This window comes from Paenochrobactrum gallinarii, from assembly GCF_014205685.1.
Taxonomy (GTDB): Bacteria; Pseudomonadota; Alphaproteobacteria; order Rhizobiales; family Rhizobiaceae; genus Paenochrobactrum; species Paenochrobactrum gallinarii.
Map to the genome: position 1 here is coordinate 180,586 of NZ_JACIIU010000003.1, position 20,242 is coordinate 200,827.

General features: G+C 48.7%; 17 protein-coding genes. 8 read left to right on the top strand and 9 right to left on the bottom strand.

Annotated features, from left to right (window positions below; translation table 11 throughout):
* Positions 1-168: 168 nt before the first annotated feature.
* The gene (locus tag FHS77_RS05225; protein WP_184221020.1) at positions 169-999 is read left to right on the top strand and encodes a transporter substrate-binding domain-containing protein; all 831 of its coding nucleotides are present in this window, start codon (positions 169-171) and stop codon (positions 997-999) included.
* Positions 1,000-1,005: 6 nt separating this feature from the next.
* Here the strand turns inward: FHS77_RS05225 and FHS77_RS05230 are convergent, their stop codons facing one another.
* Complete coding sequence (locus tag FHS77_RS05230; protein WP_184221022.1) at positions 1,006-1,419, bottom strand: tellurite resistance TerB family protein; 414 nt, start codon at positions 1,417-1,419, stop codon at positions 1,006-1,008.
* A 302-nt stretch (positions 1,420-1,721) separates the two neighbouring features.
* Between FHS77_RS05230 and FHS77_RS05235 the strand changes: the two genes are divergently transcribed.
* On the top strand, positions 1,722-3,377 hold the full coding sequence (locus FHS77_RS05235) for a lysine--tRNA ligase (RefSeq protein WP_184221024.1): 1,656 nt from the start codon (positions 1,722-1,724) through the stop codon (positions 3,375-3,377).
* 56 nt (positions 3,378-3,433) lie between these two features.
* On the opposite strand, the gene FHS77_RS05240 is transcribed toward FHS77_RS05235, so the two are convergent.
* The 3 genes from FHS77_RS05240 to FHS77_RS05250 form a co-directional block, all read right to left on the bottom strand.
* The gene (locus FHS77_RS05240) at positions 3,434-4,276 is read right to left on the bottom strand and encodes a thermonuclease family protein (protein WP_184221025.1); all 843 of its coding nucleotides are present in this window, start codon (positions 4,274-4,276) and stop codon (positions 3,434-3,436) included.
* Positions 4,276-4,926: a S24 family peptidase gene (locus tag FHS77_RS05245; protein ID WP_184221027.1), complete on the bottom strand. Its 651-nt coding sequence runs from the start codon at positions 4,924-4,926 to the stop codon at positions 4,276-4,278. The genes FHS77_RS05240 and FHS77_RS05245 overlap by 1 nt, the downstream gene beginning before the upstream one ends.
* Before the next feature lie 184 nt (positions 4,927-5,110).
* Positions 5,111-5,554, bottom strand: a complete 444-nt coding sequence (locus FHS77_RS05250; protein WP_184221029.1) for a c-type cytochrome — start codon at positions 5,552-5,554, stop codon at positions 5,111-5,113.
* Positions 5,555-5,810: 256 nt separating this feature from the next.
* On the opposite strand from FHS77_RS05250, the gene FHS77_RS05255 reads away from it, so the two are divergent.
* The 3 genes from FHS77_RS05255 (at position 5,811) to FHS77_RS05265 (ending at position 10,925) form a co-directional block, all read left to right on the top strand.
* Positions 5,811-8,972, top strand: a complete 3,162-nt coding sequence (locus FHS77_RS05255) for a peptidoglycan-binding protein (protein ID WP_184221031.1) — start codon at positions 5,811-5,813, stop codon at positions 8,970-8,972.
* A 241-nt stretch (positions 8,973-9,213) separates the two neighbouring features.
* Positions 9,214-10,092, top strand: coding sequence for a sulfite exporter TauE/SafE family protein (locus tag FHS77_RS05260; RefSeq protein ID WP_184221258.1), 879 nt, complete (start codon positions 9,214-9,216; stop codon positions 10,090-10,092).
* Between the two features lie 14 nt (positions 10,093-10,106).
* Complete coding sequence (locus FHS77_RS05265) at positions 10,107-10,925, top strand: TIGR02186 family protein (protein ID WP_184221260.1); 819 nt, start codon at positions 10,107-10,109, stop codon at positions 10,923-10,925.
* A 14-nt stretch (positions 10,926-10,939) separates the two neighbouring features.
* Here FHS77_RS05265 and FHS77_RS05270 read toward each other — a convergent pair whose 3' ends face one another.
* Positions 10,940-12,766, bottom strand: coding sequence for a GumC family protein (locus FHS77_RS05270; RefSeq protein ID WP_184221033.1), 1,827 nt, complete (start codon positions 12,764-12,766; stop codon positions 10,940-10,942).
* Positions 12,767-13,019: 253 nt separating this feature from the next.
* Here FHS77_RS05270 and FHS77_RS05275 point away from each other — a divergent pair, with 253 nt between their 5' ends.
* Positions 13,020-14,234: a lipopolysaccharide biosynthesis protein gene (locus FHS77_RS05275; RefSeq protein WP_184221261.1), complete on the top strand. Its 1,215-nt coding sequence runs from the start codon at positions 13,020-13,022 to the stop codon at positions 14,232-14,234.
* Here the strand turns inward: FHS77_RS05275 and FHS77_RS05280 are convergent.
* The 3 genes from FHS77_RS05280 to FHS77_RS05290 are packed head-to-tail and all read right to left on the bottom strand — an operon-like array spanning position 14,231 to position 17,032.
* Positions 14,231-15,094 carry a DUF6492 family protein gene (locus FHS77_RS05280; protein ID WP_184221035.1) on the bottom strand — a complete coding sequence of 288 codons (864 nt, stop codon included), beginning with the start codon at positions 15,092-15,094 and terminating at the stop codon, positions 14,231-14,233. The genes FHS77_RS05275 and FHS77_RS05280 overlap by 4 nt on opposite strands.
* Entirely contained in the window at positions 15,087-15,845 is a 759-nt protein-coding gene (locus FHS77_RS05285) for a WecB/TagA/CpsF family glycosyltransferase (RefSeq protein ID WP_210307048.1), read from the bottom strand. The genes FHS77_RS05280 and FHS77_RS05285 overlap by 8 nt, the downstream gene beginning before the upstream one ends.
* A 23-nt stretch (positions 15,846-15,868) precedes the next feature.
* Positions 15,869-17,032 carry a glycosyltransferase gene (locus FHS77_RS05290; RefSeq protein WP_184221263.1) on the bottom strand — a complete coding sequence of 388 codons (1,164 nt, stop codon included), beginning with the start codon at positions 17,030-17,032 and terminating at the stop codon, positions 15,869-15,871.
* A 213-nt stretch (positions 17,033-17,245) separates the two neighbouring features.
* Between FHS77_RS05290 and FHS77_RS05295 the strand changes: the two genes are divergently transcribed.
* Both FHS77_RS05295 and FHS77_RS05300 read left to right on the top strand, forming a co-directional pair.
* On the top strand, positions 17,246-18,238 hold the full coding sequence (locus FHS77_RS05295; RefSeq protein WP_184221265.1) for a glycosyltransferase family 2 protein: 993 nt from the start codon (positions 17,246-17,248) through the stop codon (positions 18,236-18,238).
* Entirely contained in the window at positions 18,207-19,520 is a 1,314-nt protein-coding gene (locus tag FHS77_RS05300; RefSeq protein WP_184221037.1) for an O-antigen ligase family protein, read from the top strand. Before FHS77_RS05295 ends, FHS77_RS05300 begins: the two co-directional genes overlap by 32 nt.
* On the opposite strand, the gene FHS77_RS05305 is transcribed toward FHS77_RS05300, so the two are convergent.
* Positions 19,517-20,101, bottom strand: a complete 585-nt coding sequence (locus FHS77_RS05305) for an IMPACT family protein (RefSeq protein ID WP_184221039.1) — start codon at positions 20,099-20,101, stop codon at positions 19,517-19,519. The genes FHS77_RS05300 and FHS77_RS05305 overlap by 4 nt on opposite strands.
* Positions 20,102-20,242 lie beyond the last annotated feature (141 nt).

Here is a 20,242-nt window from a genome sequence, read left to right on the forward strand (position 1 = left end):
TCTAAAAAAAATGAAACGAATTTAAATAATTGTAAGTTTGAAATTAGTAATTATAATGAATGCACAGAATTATTGAGACTTGCATGTCACATCTTAAATATTATTTTGATACTATTTAAAGAAAAATTGAATAATAACTTTTATCAAAAACTGAATTAAGGTGTGTTCATGCGTAGTTTTGTGATTCTCTTTGCAATATTTTTCATTTATCAAACTGAAGCTTATTCAGCACCAGCACAACCGCAATTCATAAATAACCCGATCAAACAAAAACCAACTGATCTGACCGGCCTGACACGCCTGCGGTTTTTAACAACAACAGATTTTTCGCCTTTTAATTACATCAATACTCAAGGCCAGTTAACCGGCTATAACATTGAACTGGCGCGCGCACTATGCCGCGAATTGAAACTGGATAATATCTGCCAGATTGAAGCTCTGCCATGGGATGAATTACAAAAAGCCCTTGATAAAGGTGAAGGGGAAGCAATTATTGCCGGCCTCACTCCATCCAAAAACAATCGCCAGACTTATAGTTTCTCGCGTCCCTATTTGAAATTTCCGGCGCGTTTTATCGCTCTCAATGCGGTAAGAAGTGACACAAAAATCACAAAAAAAGCGTTCGAAAAACCAGTTGGCATTCTTACGAACAGCAAACATGCCAAAGTTTTCGCGCAATATTTCCCTGATATTAAAACTGAAGGTTTTGATGATCGCGAGGCAATGCTGAAAGCGCTGCAAGCACAAGATATCGCCGCCATTTTTGATGATGGCCTTGCCTTATCTTTCATGCTTGAGAATAACGACAGCAATCTGTGCTGCCACTTTATCGCTGAGCCTTATTATGCGCCGCAATTGGCTGAAAACCAGATGACAATTGCCGTCAGCACCCATAATCAGCGACTCACCCGCGCCTTTAATTATGCTTTAGCGGCATTAGAGAAAAATGGCACATTGAATGAAATCTATATGCGCCATTTTCCGGTCAGTTTTTACTAGCAAATATTAATCAATCTTGCGGAAACGTACCCTTGCACTGCGTTCAATCGCAGCAACGGTTAATTCATCTAAATCCCAGCGGTCGCGCAACATTTGCAGTAAAACCAGCTCTTCCTGTTCGACATGCAAATCTGCGGCCGCAACCTCAACAGCCAAAGCATATGCTGTATCATATAATCTTGGCGGCAAAGCCTCATGCGCAAGATCAAGAATTTTCTCCAGACCATCTTCATCAGCCAGGAGATTATAGCAATCTTCGGCCAAAGTGACGACGCGCTCTTTATCAAATCCGGTAAAGACCGGCAGGCGTGTCACGACATTACCGATGGACTCCAATTCAGCATCGGTCATATGCGTATCGGCTGCTGATGTCAGCACCATAATATAAACAAGGGCATCCTGAGGCGAAATTTGCGGCATTCACAGCTCCTGCAATATAAAATGAATCAGCATAAAGACCGATTGATATTCAAAGGTTAGGCAGTACCACAGGTCTGCGCAAGCGGCATTCCGTTGAAATTTAACAAAGCCCGCCAATATAACTATCATCTCATTGCTGCAAAGAAAGCACAACAATGCTGCTATTACCGCTTAAATTACGCTAATATGATTGACGTAAACCCGCCACAGCAATAGAGCATAAGAGAACGGCTCTGGTGGAGCCGTATTTTAATTTTTGGCTGTGGCATTTTTCGCTACCCTTTAACTTTAGGATAATCCTCATGACTACGCACCGCCTTCCCGAAATTATGCTGACCCCGGAATTGACCGCGGCGGCTGCGGAAGCCAAAGCGTGGCCATTTGAGGAGGCACGAAAAATACTCAAACGGTACGAGAAAACGGGACTGCCCGAAACGGTTCTGTTTGAAACCGGTTACGGTCCTTCCGGCCTGCCGCATATCGGCACATTTGGCGAAGTGGCGCGCACAACAATGGTGCGTAATGCCTTTCGCGTGCTGACCGAAGATAAGGTCAAAACCAAGCTTTTATGCTTCTCCGATGATATGGACGGTATGCGTAAGATTCCGGACAATGTGCCTGACCGCGCATTTTTGGAGCCGCATCTGCACAAGCCTTTGTCTGCCGTGCCAAACCCGTTTGGCAGCGAATACAAGACTTTTGCCGACCATAATAATGCGATGCTGTGCCGCTTCCTCGACACTTTCGGTTTCGATTACGAATTCGCAAGTGCCACCGAATATTATAAGAACGGCCGCTTCGACGAAGTTCTGTTGCGTGCGGCTGAGCGCTTTGATGACATCATGAATGTGATGCTGCCGACCCTTGGTGAAGAACGTCAGGCAACCTACAGCCCGTTCCTGCCAATCTCGCCAATCTCCGGCCGCGTCCTTTATGTGCCGATGAAGCATGTCGATGCGAAAAACGGCACCATCACCTTTGATGATGAAAATGGTGAAGAAACAACATTGCCGGTCACCGGCGGCCATGTGAAGCTTCAATGGAAGCCGGACTTCGGCATGCGCTGGGCTGCACTCGGCGTTGATTTTGAAATGTTTGGTAAAGACCACCAGACCAATGCTGTTGTTTACGACCGTATTTGTGAAATTCTTGGCGGCCGTGCGCCGGAACATTTCGTCTATGAACTGTTTCTGGATGAATTGGGACAGAAGATTTCCAAGTCGAAGGGTAATGGTATTTCCATTGACGAATGGTTGACCTATGCACCAACCGAAAGCCTTGGCCTTTACATGTTCCAGAAGCCAAAGACTGCAAAGCGTCTTTACTTTGATGTGATCCCGAAAGCGGTTGATGAATATTTCACCTATCTTTCCGCCTATGAGCGTCAATCCTGGAAGGAGCGTCTGAACAATCCGGTCTGGCATCAGCACAGCGGCAACCCGCCAAAAGTCAATATGCCGGTGCCGTTTGCATTGCTGCTTAATCTGGTCAGCGCTTCAAACGCTGAAAACAGTGATGTGCTCTGGGGCTTTATTTCGCGTTATGCCGAAGGTGTTACGCCTGAGAGCAATCCAGAACTGGATGCATTGGTCGGCTATGCACTGCGTTACTTCAACGACTTCGTCAAACCAACGAAGAAGTTCCGTGCGCCGGATGATGTTGAACGTGATGCTTTGGCAAAAGTTGAAGCCAAGCTTGGCCAGATTGATGCACAAGCCGACGGCGGTGCCATTCAGAATGCTATTCTGGATGTTGCCCGTGCAATTGAACGCTATCAGGACCATACTAAAAAGAGCCCTGAAGGGGGCCCGGGCGTTTCGGTGTCCTTCTTCCAGATGCTTTATGAAGTGCTGATCGGTCAAGAACGGGGCCCGCGCTTTGGTTCCTTCATCGCACTCTACGGCATTGAAGAAACCCGCGCGCTGATCAACAAAGCGCTGGCTGGCGAACTCGTTTAACAGCCTCGTTTATAAAATTAAAAAGCCGCTGACATGATCAGCGGCTTTTTTATAACTTAATTTTGTGGTGCAGGCGGAAAGTACCCTGCCGGTCGTTCATTATTCTTATCCGGGATAGCAGGTGGTATCTGCATGCCTGGCTGCGGCAAAGGCAAAAGCTCCGGCATCATCGAAACCGGCTTGTTACCCCAAATACCCCGTTTGGCATTTTCTGCTTCTTTGCCGGATTCCGCATAGGCACCCGTTTCAACAGCCTTAACCCAGCCGTTGCGCACCAGCCAAAGTGCAGCATTTTCCGATCCAAGCTCGCAATTCGTTGTCACCTGAATGCCCAGACTATCGTCCAGCGGCAAGCGGCAATTTAAGGTCTTGCTGCCAAGCCATGAACGAAAAGCCGTGCGGGCATGAATGCCACAATTCCACGACATCAGATTGTCGCCGCGGCATTGCTCGTTCACTTCCGTCACGACAATATCATCCAAGGTGATAACACGGCCACTGCCCTCCACGCGACCAGCCGCGACAACAATCGCCCCATGCAGCATTTGCATCGGCTGATCTTCAGGCACCAGATGAGCTGCCCCTTCTGCTTCAGCTAAAGCGCCTTCATCCTCAACGGGTGTGGTTTGCGGCAAGGCCGGCTCTTGTGTCTGCTCAGGCGCTTTATCCTGTTCCGGCGCTGTATCAGCCCCTTTATTCTCAGTAGCAGACTGATCTTGCCCGCTGTTCTGCTCAGGCTCGGTATAATCAAAATCTTCAATAATGATCGATTGACCACCTGCCGCATCAGTAATCACCGGCTCCAGTGCGCCATAAAAAGGCGCAATAAACACAGCTACCAGTGCCGTACCGGTTAGTGCTGCCAAACAGGCGGGAAGAGCTTGCTTATAAGCAGCCATTACTGGCTTGCCCATACAACGCGGGCGATCCACTCAATCTGATGGGATTCAAATGTGCGGTTCGGATGTTCAGGATTGACTGATAATAATTCAATATTGCGAGGGGTCTGACGCTGCAAAATCTTTGCCATCACCTCACCTTCTTTGGTTTTTACCACCACACGATCACCGCGGCGCACAGACGCATTGGGCGAAACAATCAATGTATCTCCGTCACGATAAAGCGGCAGCATGGAATCTCCTGAGACTTCCAATGCATATACTGCATCTTCAGGCGCTGCCGGAAACTCGACCACATCCCAGCCCTGCCCTGCCGGAAAACCAGCATCGTCAAAAAAACCACCAGCCCCTGCTTCCGCCATACCAAGCAGCGGGATAGAGCGCGGCTGCTCTAAAAAGTCACTGGGATGCAACGAGCTCTTGCCGCTCATTAATTTACTGAACTCTTCAAAGCTGGCGCCTGTCGCGTCCATAACTTTTGCCAGAGATTCCGTCGATGGCCAGCGTGCCCGACCGTCAGCTGCATGGCGTTTTGATTTATTAAATGCAGTCGGATCAAGTCCGGCACGGCGCGCCAGACCGGACGGGCTCAGTGAATAACGTTCAGCCAGCGCATCAATAGCGGCCCAAACACTGTCATGCGAAAACATGTCGGCAACCTTAAAAGGATTAATTACCCATAGATAAGTTCTATAAGGATAAACTACCTAATTCAACGCAACATTACAAGCTGCTCATATTGACAGGCCGCTAAAAACCATCAGTTTTAAGGATATTTTCCCATATGATTATATAAAAAGGCCATCCGAACCATACCAGATAGCCATGTCTGTTTTAATAAATGCCATTTGCGCGCTGTAACTCACGCACATAAGCAACAATATTCACCAGTTCTTTTTCAGAAACGTCCGGCTGGGCCGGCATATCGCCAAACTTCCAGTGATGCGCCCGCACGCCCTGGGTTGCGGCAATATAAAAAGCATAATCTGAGTGATGAGATGGTTCATAAACTTTATGCACCAGCGGCGGCCCGACCTCAGTACCAGCCGCATTGTTACCGTGACAGGCTGCACATGTGCCGTTAAATGCCTCTTCACCTAAGCGCGCCTGCATTGTCAATTTATCCGGCACGGTCACGGCCACGAGAGGGCGCCCCGTTGCGGCTCCCTGCTTGGCACTTTGGCTAAGCTGCCCATCATTGCCCATAAACTTCCAGCTTAAAACTGAGGCTGCTCCCAATACAACAACTGCCAAAAGTACCACATTAAACTTACGCATATTCCCCCTCATGATTTGATAAAATCAACCTGATGCACCCTTGCAAAGGTCAGTCAATGTACCTCTGTGGCATGTTAATTCTTCAACCTGATAGGCCACGTTTAACGGTCGATTCAAGTCATTAAAACAATAAATTACCAAAGATTTAACCAGTTATTTACTATAGTTGTAAGAAAATGCGACCGTCACATCCAGCATTACTGTGCTTCGGCATCTGTGGTTCGGCACTCTTGTTATTTGAAAAGCGGCATATGTCATGACCAATACACGTTCACCTTTGCAAGATCTGAATATGCGTCGTGCCCATCATGCACCGATGGATGAGCTGCATAAAACGCTGGAAACGCTCGAACAAAGACTGAAAGAAATGACAGAAGCGCAGCCTGTTCCTGCCGCATCGAAGTCTGATTTCTTTGAGCCTGAATTACCATCACGTGCCGGGACGCGCATGAACCTTGCCGAGATAACTGCATCGCTTGACAGCCGGCTGGCTGCCGGTGCTGAGAAAAAAACACCCGCCAAGCGGCCTGTTGCATTGTCAAAAGCCGATCTGACCTTTGATGAAGAACTGGCACGTATTGAAAGCAGCGTTGAAGTTTTGACCGCACAAAATGCAGAAAACAACGGCGACGACGCTTCCTTGCGCCATGCGCGTGAAACCGCGGAACATCTGCAGGATGAGCTGGAAGCCTTGAAGCGCATGATGCAAACCATGGCGCGCGAGGAATCTATTCGTAAACTGAGCCATCGCTGGGATCAGTTCGACGAAAAATTTGAAGCCTTTGAGCAAAGCCAAAATCAAAAAGCGGAAGCCGAATTTCCTGAACTGAACTCCATCAGCGACCGTTTGGATGATGTGCGCCGCGCCATTGATGCGATGCCGCAAATGCAGACTGTTTCCATTCAGCCTCTGGAAGATCGCATTAGCGGTCTGGCTCTATCCATCGAGCAAATGATCGGCCAGAAGAATGAATATGCCATTCCGTCCGCTCTGGATGAGCGTCTGGACGAAATCAGCCGCGCTATCCTTGCCGGCAATATGAAACGACCGGATATTGAAGAAATCCGTCGTGCAGAAGCGCTGTCGCAAGAACTGCTGACACGCATGGCAGACCTTTCACAGCGCATTGATTGTTTAAGCGAAAACAGCTCGCTGCCTTTGCAGCAGATCGAAACACTGGCCAAGCAAATCCGTCTGATCGCCACCTATATTGATCGCGCACTGGAAAGTGGTCCGGCGCTTGAACTGGAAAAAGTCAATACACGCCTTGATGATATTACCCAGCAACTAAACTCGGTTGAGGCCCGTTTCAGCATGCCGCAAGAAGCGGTTTTTGCCGCCCTCGACCAGCGTTTTGATGCACTGGTTTTGCGCCTTGACGAACAGTTTTCAAAACCTGCCGACAATCAGGATATGATGCAAAACCTGGAAGCGCAAATTGCATCAATCGCAAAACAACTGGCAGAACCGCAAGACCATCATCCGCTCATCAAGAGCCTGTCACCGCGCCTTGAACAGATCGAAACGGCGGTGCACCAGACGCGTGAAGATACGCTGGATATCGCCCGCAAGGCAGCAGAAGAGGCAATGGAAAAATTTGCCGCACAAGCCCACCAATATGACAACGGACTGGTCAAAGAACTTGCCGAAGATATGCGCGCGCTCGAACAGCTTGCACGCAGCAATGACGAACGCAATGAAAAAAGCTTCGACACGGTTCATGCAACATTGCAAAAAGTCGTCGAGCGCCTCAGCGCGTTAGAAGTACAGCATAAAGCTGCAGCGCCAGCTTTCACTGCCCCTAAAGCATCAACCGCTCCCGTCGTTCCCGCGATGGCACAGGCAGCGGAAAACGTCAAAGCTGCCTTTGATGCACCAAAGGCAACGGCTGAAACGACCAAGCCACTTTTTAGCGCGACAAAAGAAGCAAGCACGACAGTCTCCTCCGACCTTTCCGACGTCAGCGCCAGCCACGAGCAGCCGATCATTGAAAGATCTGGCGAGCTGCCGGATCTGAACGCCATTATGAAGCGGGTGCGCGGCGAACCGGGTCTGGCCACAAGCCTGCGTCAGGAAAAAGACCTTAAAACGGATGTTATTTCGGCTGCCCGTTCTGCCGCGCAAATGGCAGCACAACAGGCCGGACGTATCAGCACAGAAGAAAAAATCAGTAGCACGGAAAGCAAAACACCGAAAAAATCATCTTTCACGCAGCTCATCGCCCGCCAGCGCAAACCTATTTTTTTAGGCCTCGGCGCCATCATGATGGCATTGGCGGCACTGCAAGCCGGTGAAATTTACTTCAACAAGTCATTGGTTGCTGAACAGCCGCAAATTGCTAATTCCGCAACTACTGTTGAAGAATTAATTGAGCGCGATACAGTTGTAAGCCAAACAAAAACAGAAACAACACCTGTTATTGCAGCCACCACTCCGGCTTTAGAAGAAAAGGCGGAGGCTCCCCAAATCGCCTCTTTCACCCCTGTCAATGCTGAACCAGCGGTAGAGACTGTTACCGATATCGAGCCTGCTGCCGATCAGATTGCTATGTCAGCTTTGCCGGAAATAACCCCAGAAGCTGGCCCGGCCGCACTGCGTCAAGCTGCTGCGGATGGCGATGCAATGGCATTATTTGAAATCGGCAATCGCTATACCGATGGCATCGGTATGCAGGCAGATTTGAGCAAAGCCGCAACATTTTATGCAGCGTCTGCGACACGCGGCTTTGCACCGGCTCAATATCGTTATGGCAATCTCAACGAAAAAGGCCTTGGCCTGCCACGCAATATCGAACAAGCCCGGCACTGGTATTTAAAAGCTGCTGAAAAAGGCAATGCCAGCGCCATGCATAATCTGGCCGTGCTTTATGCCACCGGTGGCGATAATGCGCCGGACAATAAAGAAGCCATCAAATGGTTTGAAAAAGCTGCCGAACTGGACGTTAAGGACAGCCAGTACAATCTGGGCATTCTTTATGCACAGGGCATGGGCACCAAGCTTGATCTGGGAGAAAGCTACAAATGGTTTGCACTTGCTGCGCAATCGGGCGACAAAGATGCCGCAGACAAACGCGATCAGGTTGCTAAGGCTTTGAACGGCGAACACTTGAAACAGGCCGAAGGTAAAGTTGCACTCTGGAAGCCTAAACCACTTGATCAGGCAGCCAATTCCGTCACCATTCCTGACAGCTGGATGGATGAGAATCCGGTAAAAACTGCCTCAGTGGATATGAAAAAAGCCGTACGCAATATTCAACTGATTTTGCAGAATAACGGCTACGATATTGGCACTGCCGATGGCCTGATGGGCGATAAAACCCGCAATGCTATCAAGAAGTTCCAGCATGCCAATGGTGAAGAACCAACCGGCGAAGTCAATCCGCAGCTGGTTCAACTGTTACTGGCGCATAATAAATAACATAAAACTGTCATATTGAGGCAGATTATCTATAAAACCATGACATGATTACAACAGTTATCATGTCTGGTAACCTTATATTCAATAGGTGTTTGACATTACTCCTATGAGGGCGCAAGACATCTGATGAAAGATCAAAGTGTTGCGGCCAAGCGCGCGCCGTAAGCAAAAGCTGTCATTGCGCTAAAAACCGGAAGCGGAATTGGGTATTTATCTTCCCATTGCGGAACTGTCGGTCAACATGTTCGTATTGTTGGGCATGGGGGCTGCGGTCGGTTTTTTATCAGGTCTTTTTGGTGTCGGCGGTGGCTTTCTTATCACCCCTTTGCTGATCTTCTATAATATCCCGCCAGCCATAGCCGTTGCCACCGGTGCAAATCAGGTGATTGCTTCTTCTGTTTCCGGTGCTCTGGTGCATTTCAAACGGCGCACATTGGATATCAAGCTAGGCACATTACTGGTCATCGGCGGCCTGATCGGCGCGCTGATCGGTATTTATGTTTTCTCATGGCTGCGCGATCTTGGTCAGCTCGACCTGATCGTTTCCATTCTTTATGTATTTTTCCTTGGCACTGTCGGCGGGCTGATGCTGGTGGAAAGCTGGAAAACCCTGCGGCGCAACAAATCAGGCGCTGCACCGGTGCGCAAATCCGGCCATCACAACTGGATCCACCGCCTGCCGTTTAAAATGCGCTTCCGTGCATCGATGATCTATGTCAGCATCATTCCGGTGCTGGGCATCGGCTTTTTCATCGGCCTTTTATCATCGGTAATGGGCGTTGGCGGCGGCTTTATCATGGTGCCCGCCCTCATTTATATTTTGCGCGTCCCCACCAATGTGGTGGTCGGGACATCGCTGTTTCAGATCACTTTTGTCACCGCCTTCACCACCGTTTTACAGGCCACGACCAACCAGTCCGTTGACATTGTACTGGCATTTTTGCTGATGGTTGGCGGCGTGATTGGTGCGCAATACGGTGCCAGAGCGGGGCAAAAATTACGCGGTGAACAATTGCGCCTGCTGCTTGCCCTGATGGTGCTGGCGGTGGCATTGCGGCTTGGTTATGACCTTTTCATCAAGCCCGACAATATCTTCACCATTTCCATTGCGGATTTATAATCATGCAGTGGCGCTTGTCTCATCTCACCCCATATACAGCACTTTGTTTAAGCCTGCTGGCAGGAAACGCTCAAGCAATTGAGCCCGAAACCGCGCTGGGTCTGCCGCATTTGCAAACACCTGCTGCCGAAACAGTTGAAATCGGCCTCTCCACCGAAACAATCGCGCTGGCATCCAATTTCAGCGGCACGGATCTGACGATTTTCGGGGCGCTGGATAATGCCGACCCTCTAATTCAACGACAGGGTCGTTATGATATTATCGTGGTGCTACAGGGACCTTCACGCGATCTGGTCGTGCGCAAAAAAGAACGCCATTTAGGCGTTTGGGTTAATGCGGCATCAGAAACTTTTATGGGCGTCCCGCTTTCTTATTCGCTCGCCTCGACACGCAATTTGCAGGACATTACCGACCCGAAAACCTATCGGCAGCTATCAGTCGGTACTGCCAATTTTTATATGGCACCGGAAGATCCTAACAGTCTCTCCGGCAATATCCCTGTTTTCAGTGACGAATTACGCTCCATTAAAACCCGTCAGGGGCTTTATAGCCAGCGTGTCGGTGGCGTGGAATTTATCTCCCGCACCTTGTTTCGGGCAACGCTGGCACTGCCCGCCAATGTGCCGGTTGGCCGTCACAAAGCCCGCGCCCTGCTGTTTCGTAACGGCGTATTTTTACGTGAAGCCAATGCAGGTTTGGAAATTGTCAAAGCCGGTTTTGAGCAAAGCATTTATGAAGCCGCGCACAAGCACAGCCTCTGGTATGGTTTATTTGCTGTTTTCTTAGCAATGTTTACCGGTTGGTTCGGACGTATCCTGTTCAAGAAAGACTGACTTAAAAAGTAAGCCTATTCTTCAATAGCCTCATTGCGCCTCCAGCGCTGCATATGTGGCCAGAACCCGCGCATCAGTGCAAGACCGACACCTGCAACAAAGCCCAAGATCAAACCAGCAATAACGATCATTTTACGCTTTGGTGCTGATGCTGTTAATGGTGGCCGTGCCTCTGTAATCACCCGCACATTGGTGCTGTTGAGGCTTTCCTGCTCATTGGTCTCACGAGAACGCAACAAGAAGTTTTCGTAAATCGTGCGATGTGCTTCTGCCTCGCGTTCCAATTCACGCAGTTTCACACGCTCTGCATTACTGTCGGCATGCTCGAGTTTCATTTCTGCCAAACGTGTGGAGAGCTCTTTTTCCTGCTGCTCGGAGCGTTTTTGCTCCACCTGCAACGAAGCGCGCACACGGCCAATCTCGGCATTAATTTCACGGCGTGCGCCTGCGACCTGCGATTGCGCCTGAATCAATTGCGGATGCTTCGGCCCCAACGTCATCGCCAAACCATCAGCGGTTGAACGCGCTGTTGCATATTGTCCGCGTAGCAAGGTTAAAGTACCCGATTGCAAGTCTTCCGGCAGCGAGCCCGACAAAACACTATCAGGCGTTGCTTCATTGAGCACTTTCGCACGCGCATTCAAACGCACGGTTTCAGCGCGTTGCGTAGATAACTGCTCGCTCAAACGTGCCAAATCATCATCACTGATCGAACGGCCCTGCAAATCGATCAGATCATGCTCAGCACGAAATTGATCAACAGCGTTTTCAGCATTTTGCACTGCCAGCTTCAAATCGGCCAATCGCTTGGAAAGCTCTTCCGATGTACGACGCGCTGCATTTTGTTGCAACGAGGTCAACTCATCCTGAAATACTCGGCTGACTGTATTGGCAAGCGTTGCAGACTTAACCGGATTTTGCGTTTTCACACCAATGGTGAAGACAAATGTCTTTGCATCCCGCTGCAAAATCAGACTTTTGGCTAAATTCTGCAAAACCTGCGTTTCAAGAATTGCCGGATCAACCGGTTTTTCCGATACAAATTTCGCCTTCAGATCACTGATCATATTGGCCAAAGGCCCGACAGGTGCTGCATTGCCGTTAAATTCAGGATCAGCCATCAGGTCTGTATCCTTAATCACTTTGAGCAAAACACTGCTGGAACCAATCATCCGCATCTGGCTTTCAGCAATGGCAAGTGTAGCATCCGTTGGCAATTGGCCGGGGGTGAGCTCACGCTCCACCACTTTGATGTCGCGCGGATCAACCAGCAAGTCCGTGTAAGCGGTATAAATATTTGGCAATGACAACGCATAAAGAATAGCAGCAACCGCGCCGATCGCAGTACTACCAATCAATATTGTCTTGGAGTTTTCAAGAATATTAAAGACTTGACGCGGGTCAATCAGAGGTTTCCAGCCTTTGCCGCCATCCGCCCGCACATCCGCCTCAGCCTCTGCCATCATGGCAAGGCTGTCTTCAAGCTGGTATTGCTGAAAATTATCAAAGCCGCGATCAATATCCTGCTTGATTTCGGCAAGTTTACGCTGAATTTCAGCCATTTCCAGACTATCTAAAGACGGCGTAGCAGCATCCGGCTTCGCAGCCCCGTTTTTTTCTGGTACGTCTGTAAAACTTGCTTTTTCGCGTTTTTTTCCGGCAACAGGCGGCACCCATGGCGGCACCACAAACTCATGCGGTTCACGCACATTAAATGCGTCATCAGCTGGCGGATTTAGCGGATCAGGACTCGTACTCACGTCCACATGCAGTGAACGACGAGCATAAGACAAGAGCGGCTTTGCAGCTCTGTCATCCTGTCTTCCTTTCTCGTCCGTCATACTACCACCATGTGTTTTACCCATAGGTCGGCCAAACTCTGGCCAGATTATCGCAAAGCATAAATTTTTATGGAAAATAAATAGTTAACATCGTACTGATTTCAAAAGAATATTGCTCTAATTACAGCACACCAACCAGATTTTAAACTTTGAACCTTAGATTTTATCTTCATCACACAAACACAATGGCGGACTGACTTTGAAATTTGGCGTCTCCCTGCAAAAACTGAAACAGTCAATTTCTCCGGCAGTCATGCGGGATTATTTTGCCCTGATCAGCGGCTCACTCGGGCGCCTTGTCGTATCGCTGATTTATTTCATTGCGCTCGCCAATTCATTGTCGCTTGCCGATTTTGGGTTGTTTGCAACCGCCTCTGCTGCCGGTGTGGTTTTATCACGCCTTGTCGCGCTCGGCTTCAACTCGCCGCTTTACCGTATCGCCACCGTGAAGCCGCATCTGCTTGGCGCTTATACCGCCGGATATCTGCTTTCAATCCTTGCATCTATTCCGCTTTTTGCTCTGGCAACCATTGGCGCTTATCTGATCTTTTTCAAAGACAATGTCAGTTTCTGGCCATTCGCCATTATTGTCATTGCTGAAGCCCTTGTCTGGCGCTCGGCTGAAATCATCATCATCGTCAATAATGGATTGGGACGTTTCGGCAGGGGCTCATTTTTGACCATTGCCGGAACAGCTGCACGCTCGGCTGCAGCCTTTCTCTTTGCCTTTACCAGCGCAAAGGACATCTCCCACTGGGCATGGTGGTATTTAGGCGCCAATGTCTTTTCGCTTCTGTTAGCCCTGCAATTTTACCCGAAAGTCCGGTTACGTTTACGCCCGAAACTCTATGTTCGGCGCATTGCAGATTCACTCTCCGTCACTGCGGCCGAGTTTTTGTTTTACTTGCAAAATGAGTTCGACAAATTATTGGTTTTAAGCTTTGGCGGCCCGACCATTGCCGGTATTTATGCCATTATCATGCGGCTTGTCGATTTAACCGCTGTCCCCATCCGCTCGTTCAATATGATGCTCGTGCAAAAACTGATGCGCAAGCCCGACCTTTTGACGTCTGCCAAAATCAAACTGAGTATGGAGGGTGGAATTTTTGCCATCTCCACCATCGCCTTAGGTGGGTTAGCAGCGGTTTTATATATTTTCCCGAATGCACTGGGCAGCAATGTGGCACCGGTTGCGGGTTTGGTGCCACTGGTTTTGCTGGTGCCGGGTTTGCGCAATCTCATTGAATATCAGAATGAATTGCTTTATGCGCGCGGCCAATCGGGCTTGCGCGCCATTAATTTAAGCGTAACGGCACTGATCAAAGCACTGCTTATCTGGCTGTTACTGCGCAGCAACCATGACGGCAATGACTGGATTATCTGGCTGAATGCGTGCTTTGTCGTGCTTTATCTTTTCTCAGCCTGCTTTACCTATTGGCACCTCAGAAAACCTGCCAACCGCATTTAAAGTCCAACAATCCGCTTTACCGTGCTACTGTCCATATTCATGAAAGATTGCAGGCCAATTGCCACCTGATCGGGTCGCATATCGCGCATAAAGGCATCAAATTTTGCCTGATCCGGTGCAGGGCCAAACCAGTAAACGTGACAAATGCTCCAATCGACATGAAAATGTCCACGGCCTTTCTCTATTTCATCAACATACTGGCCGTATAAAATACATTCGGAATAATCCCGCGCCTGCCCCAGCACTTTAACCCATGAACGGCCATTTTGCTCTTCAATGTGCCGACACATGGCAAGCACGGCATCGCGCCGCCATGAAACAACATTGGCGATGTAATCATGTTGACCATGTTCTTTAATACCCATGATCCGTGCCGCATTATCAGACCAGTTGCGATGCGGTGGTGTTGGCGGATTAAGCATAGCCTGATCGTAGCGTAGCAAACGAATATCATCGCCTTGCCAAAGCTGATCCGCTGAGAATTCACGTAAGAATGCGACATCAGAATCGCAGAATAAAAAGCCGTCAACATCTACATGTTCGGCAATGGCGATGCGACGCAATTGCTGCACATGCCAACCATAAAGCGGCTTGGTAAAAGGGGAAACCCAAATCTGTCTTTTGCCCCATGTTTTAGGGTCTGGCATTGACCACAACCAGCGCGGCAACAAATCACGTTCATCAACAATGATACGATTAGGACTGGCTAACTGCTTGAATAAAGCCACATCCCGATGGGCAACCAGAATATAATGCGTTTCAAAACCAGTGACATAACGATCAAGCGTCTCACACAGCAAACGGCAGCGATCAAAATCCTTGTCGTAACTGGCCGTTACCAGCGCCATCCGTTTAGCCATTATTATTTCCTTTTAGCCTCAAGCGATATTTGAGCAAATGCCACAAAAACAACGGATTGCCAACAAGATAGCGGCGCCACAAACGCTGCGGCTCTTGTATCAAACGGTAAAGCCATTCCATCCTGAGCTGACGCATCCATGAGGGGGCACGTTTAGCTGTTCCGGCCTGAAAATCAAACAAAGCACCGACAGCAAAAGCAGCCACACAGTGGGCATCCGTTATAGCTTGAGCAATGAATAATTCCTGCCGTGGCACCCCCATTGCAACCAGCAAAATATGGGGTCGGAATTGCGCTAGTTTTTCCAAAATCGCCTGTTCGTTTGTTCCATCAAAGAAACCATCCGAAATCACTTGAATATCATGCTGCGGCGTTTGTTTTTTAAAGTTTTCACAAGCACGGGCAACTTCTTCAGACTTTGCACCCAAAAGCCCGACACGCAGCGGCTCTTCAATAAAGCGCAATAAAGCGGGAACAAAATCGGTGCCATTCAAATTATCCGGAAATGAGCGGCCATGCAAAACACGGCTGGCAATATCAACGCCAATACCATCCGGCAAAATCAAAAAATCATTCAATATCTGGCGATAGTCGCTATCCGCTTGCGAAACATTGGCACAATGGGCATTCAACCATGCAATTTTAGTGAAATGATTAGTGTGAATGCGGGCTGCAACAAGCTCCAAAGCGGCCTGCCACTGCAATGCCACTACAGGAATACCCAATATATCGCGTTGCGGCACGTCATTCATAACGCCCACGCCCTTCTCTCCGCTCACAATACTGCCAAGCCTTGTTTGATTGCCCGATCCATACCATCCAATTGCTGTTGATAAAATGCTTTACCATCAAGCCGGCCGCGCTCCCCCTGCCTTGCGCGCTCTACCTTTTCGGTTAAAGCAGCAGCAAATGCGACCGGTTCGTCTGCAAGAATGCAATTCTCAGGAATTTTAGAAATACCACGTACCGAATGATATGTTGCCACACAAGGCATACCAAGTTCAAATGTTTCAATAGTTTTAAGCTGCACACCCGTACCTGCCACACTGACAAGCGGCACAACCGCGGCACTTTCAACAAATGCAACGGCATCCGGCACACGTCCTAAAAACTCGACATCCGGCCAGGCATCAATTAAATCCGAGGGCGTGCTACCGGCAACTGCAATTTTCATATCCTCAGGGAGCAATGGTTTTACTTCGTTCAAAAACCACTCAAGCCCGATACGGTTTGGCTGCCATGTCCATGTGCCGATCAATGCCAGATCATACTGTAATTTACGCGAAACAGGTTCGGGTGGCAGGGCAGTTGTCACCAGCGGCAAAGTGGCAAACTTTGAAGGTGGAAGCCCCAGCATCCCCCCATCTTCATCTGCTAGAGTGAACACAAACTCAGCCTGATCACATAAACGCTTTTCCAGTTTTGCCAATAATCGGGCTTCGCGTTTGAACAAAATCTTCTGAACGATATCATTAACCGCATCCGCATTTTCTGCTGCCGAGCGGTGTTCAACATTATGCGCGACAAAAATCGACGGTTTGTCTTTAAAATGTGCTTCAAAAGCACCAGCCAACGCCACGCCATTAAGCACATAAGCATCAAACTCTCCGGCTGATTCAATCGCCTTTTGGAAAGCCTGATCTGAAACCACACGTAATTTGACCGATGAAACCGTCAAGCCGGTGCGAACGGCTTTCAAAATCCATTTTATCTTTTGTTTGAAACCGGCATCTTGGGTGCGAACATCCACTTCGCCCAACAGGATTGTCTCATCCGGCATTGAAGGCACTCGCCCCGGCCAGTTAAAGCCTAAAACTTTAACATCGGCACCGGAGCGCAAAAAGCCATTGATAATGGCGGCATTCGCCACTTCATAACCGGTCGTGCTACCATAGTTTGGCACCAGAGAGGTGATGAATAACAATCGCAATGGCTGCACTCTTTTCCCGCCTAAATCAAAATATGTCACGTTAATCATAGCGTCTTTTTCATAAAGACTTACTTAAAGACAGGCTTGATTTATATAATGATTTAAAAAGATTGCAGAAATAAACAAGATCGCAATAGTTTTCAGGCTATCAAACAGCTAAAGACATCATACCGGAGCCATTCCGGTCTTTTGCCACCGGCATGGAAGGGTTCGAGTCAAATGTTGCCAGCAATACCGGAACATATCAGCATCTATGCAACCACTCCCGGTTTTGACTACGCACTTGTGGATACGGTTATCACACTGCCGACATTTCGTCGTCCGGATCATGTTCTAAAAACTTTACACTCATTGAGCACGCAAATTACGAAACGTAATTTTGCTATCATATTGGTTGAAAATGAAGCCGAAGCGCAGGAAGGCGCGATTGCAGCTGCCCCGCTATTTTTAAACAATGAATGCAAAGGCATGATCATTGTGGAAAGTGCGCGCGGTAATTGTAATGCTTATAATGCGGCATGGCTGATGGCTTTGCATCATTTTCCCAATTTTCAGCAACTCATTGTTATTGATGATGATGAAGTGGCAAGCCCCGACTGGCTCGAAACCATGTGTCAGGCCAAAGAACACTATCAGACTGATTTTGTCGGCGGGCCGCAAGTTCCTGTTTTTGAACAAGAAAGCCTGAACTACTGGGCAAAACATCCGGTTTTTTCACCGCCCTATTATGCCAGCGGCAAAGTTCCGGTGCTTTATTCCTCCGGCAATTTGCTGGTTTCGCGCAAGGTGCTGGATAAAATGCCGTTTCCGTTTCTTGATTTAACGTTTAATTTTACCGGTGGCGGCGATTCCGACTTTATCAGCCGCAGCCTTGTCGCAGGTTTTACTACCGCATGGTCGGCAGAAGCACAGGTCTTTGAAACAATCCCTTCCCGCCGTCTGGAAGGTGACTGGATCAGAGATCGCGGTTTACGCAATGGCATGCTTTCCACGCGAATTGAAAAACGCAAACGCAGACAAGAGCCTCTGTCAAATGTCAAAATCTTCCTGAAAAGCATTGCTATTCTGGGCGTTTCACCATTTAAAGCCTTGATCAAAACCATGCAGTCTAAATCAGTCACAGTCGGGCTTTATTATATTCACGTCGGCCTTGGCCGGGTTGCTGCTCATTTCGGATATAATCATGAACAATATCGCAATCCGGAAAAAAACTGAGCTGCGGTTGCAATCCGCCTCCCGATATTCCCCTCGCAATATCGCTGCTGCGGTCAGCACAGTTATATTCTCAATACTGCTGATTTCCTTCCGCCCGTTTCAGGGCCGTTTTGAAGCGCAGGCAGGCGGCGACATTGTTAATCAGCTAGGCTTCAGCGCCTTAGGTGTGATAGCCGTTATCTGCTTGTTTACATTAGCGAAGCCACATTATTTACGCGCATTATTAAGTCCGGGATGGCTATTGATGTGCGGCTTTTTGCTGATGTCGGCATTTATTGCACCCGATCCAATGGCCACAATCCGCACAGTTATTTTCACACTGATCGGCATGGTCTGCATGTTTTCTATTGCCGGATTATTGCAAGATGCCGATGGCTTTTCCAAAACCATTACAATCGTTGCAGGATTAGTGCTTGCACTATCCTTTGTCGGGGTCGTTATTGTTCCTGACTTGGCAACGCACGGTTATGATACCGTTGAGCCTGCAAATTCTTATCTGTGGCGCGGCGTCTTTGTGCACAAGAATATCGCCGGGCCTGTTATGGCGGCCTTTGCTTTTGCCGGCATTTATCTGATGCGTCGCGGCATGGTTATGCGTGGTTTCATCCTCATGATTGCAGCCACCATTTTCGTTTCGCAAACCGGCTCCAAAACCACGGTAGCCCTTATTCCGCTTGCCGTAATCGTGATTATTTTTCCAGCCCTTCTTGGCTGGCGCTGGCTCACCTTCCTTACAACTCTCACTACTCATATTGTTTTAGGCCTGTTCACTATCGGCACAATTTTATTCAAGCCGCTGCGTGATTTCATGGAATCCACACCAATTGATGCGACATTTACAGGCCGCACATCTATCTGGGCTTTTGCGATAGAAAAACTGTCGCTGCGCCCTTGGACAGGCTTTGGCTTTGAAAGCTTCTGGAGTTCACCAATCAGTGTTGATGCAGCCAACCCCTATTACCTTGGATGGGATGTGCGCCCGATTGTTCATGGCCATAATGGTTATCTCGATATTGCCATGACGATGGGTATTCCGGCATTGATTTGTGCTGTCATGGTTTTAATCATTTTGCCACTGTTTGATTATTTGCATTGTAAACAAACACGCGAGAATATTCTGCTCGCGGATTTCTTTCTGATGGTCGTGTTTTTCTGTACGCTCAGCGCCCATCTGGAAAGCTTCTTTTTCAGACACATTGATCCGGCATGGCTTATCCTGATGCTGGCAACTTTTGGCTTGCGGCTGTGTGCACGGGTTAAGATCGCAAAGCGCGATCCTTAATCCTCTTTGATCACCGCCTGTCCGCGGGTCAGATCACGCACCATTTCCAGCAATCTACCGGTTTGGCTTTCCGGCAGCGCATAATGCATCTCCACGCCATCACTTAAAAAGCTTTCATCGCGCAATTGCGCGTGTTGAACACTGCCAAGCCGTGCTTTCAACAAGGCATGATCGGAAAAGCCGCAGCGAATAGTCACCAAACGTTGCGGGATCACTTCCTGCTTATCAGCAGCCCTTAAACATAAAGCAGCCGTGCCGCCATAAGCACGGATCAATCCGCCGCTGCCAAGCAAAATACCGCCAAACCAGCGGGTCACCACCACCACGACATTATCAAGCTCAAGCCCGTCTATAGCCTGTAAAATCGGTTTACCCGCAGTGCCGCTTGGCTCACCATCATCATTGAAACGATAATTCTGCCCCATCCGCCATGCCCAGCAATTATGGTTGGCGCCGGCATGGGAATGCTCTTGCAAGAAAGCTTTTGCCTCTTCTTCATTGGCAACGGGAGCAGCCACCGCCAGAAAGCGGCTCTTCTTAATATCCTGTTCAAATGTCTCTAAGCGCGTGATGGTGAACATATGCTTTGTATTTTTTGTAAAAAACCCGATAATCAATTGAATGAGCGGGCAAGTTTTAACAAAGTCTGATTGCCCGCAGTGAATTTACTCTGTAAATCGATTAAAACTTTCGTCAGCCCCTGCCTAGCATATTGTCCATAA

Excerpts from the sequence above, each read along its gene's own strand:
- FHS77_RS05225 (WP_184221020.1), top strand. The coding sequence starts at position 169 with ATGCGTAGTTTTGTGATTCTCTTTGCAATATTTTTCATTTATCAAACT.
- FHS77_RS05270 (WP_184221033.1), bottom strand. The coding sequence starts at position 12,766 with ATGACGGACGAGAAAGGAAGACAGGATGACAGAGCTGCAAAGCCGCTC.
- FHS77_RS05280 (WP_184221035.1), bottom strand. The coding sequence starts at position 15,094 with ATGGCTAAACGGATGGCGCTGGTAACGGCCAGTTACGACAAGGATTTT.
- FHS77_RS05300 (WP_184221037.1), top strand. The coding sequence starts at position 18,207 with ATGAACAATATCGCAATCCGGAAAAAAACTGAGCTGCGGTTGCAATCC.
- FHS77_RS05245 (WP_184221027.1), bottom strand. The coding sequence starts at position 4,926 with ATGTTTTCGCATGACAGTGTTTGGGCCGCTATTGATGCGCTGGCTGAA.
- FHS77_RS05250 (WP_184221029.1), bottom strand. The coding sequence starts at position 5,554 with ATGCGTAAGTTTAATGTGGTACTTTTGGCAGTTGTTGTATTGGGAGCA.
- FHS77_RS05240 (WP_184221025.1), bottom strand. The coding sequence starts at position 4,276 with ATGGCTGCTTATAAGCAAGCTCTTCCCGCCTGTTTGGCAGCACTAACC.
- FHS77_RS05285 (WP_210307048.1), bottom strand. The coding sequence starts at position 15,845 with ATGAATGACGTGCCGCAACGCGATATATTGGGTATTCCTGTAGTGGCA.
- FHS77_RS05305 (WP_184221039.1), bottom strand. The coding sequence starts at position 20,101 with ATGTTCACCATCACGCGCTTAGAGACATTTGAACAGGATATTAAGAAG.
- FHS77_RS05275 (WP_184221261.1), top strand. The coding sequence starts at position 13,020 with ATGCGGGATTATTTTGCCCTGATCAGCGGCTCACTCGGGCGCCTTGTC.
- FHS77_RS05255 (WP_184221031.1), top strand. The coding sequence starts at position 5,811 with ATGACCAATACACGTTCACCTTTGCAAGATCTGAATATGCGTCGTGCC.
- FHS77_RS05235 (WP_184221024.1), top strand. The coding sequence starts at position 1,722 with ATGACTACGCACCGCCTTCCCGAAATTATGCTGACCCCGGAATTGACC.
- FHS77_RS05260 (WP_184221258.1), top strand. The coding sequence starts at position 9,214 with ATGTTCGTATTGTTGGGCATGGGGGCTGCGGTCGGTTTTTTATCAGGT.
- FHS77_RS05230 (WP_184221022.1), bottom strand. The coding sequence starts at position 1,419 with ATGCCGCAAATTTCGCCTCAGGATGCCCTTGTTTATATTATGGTGCTG.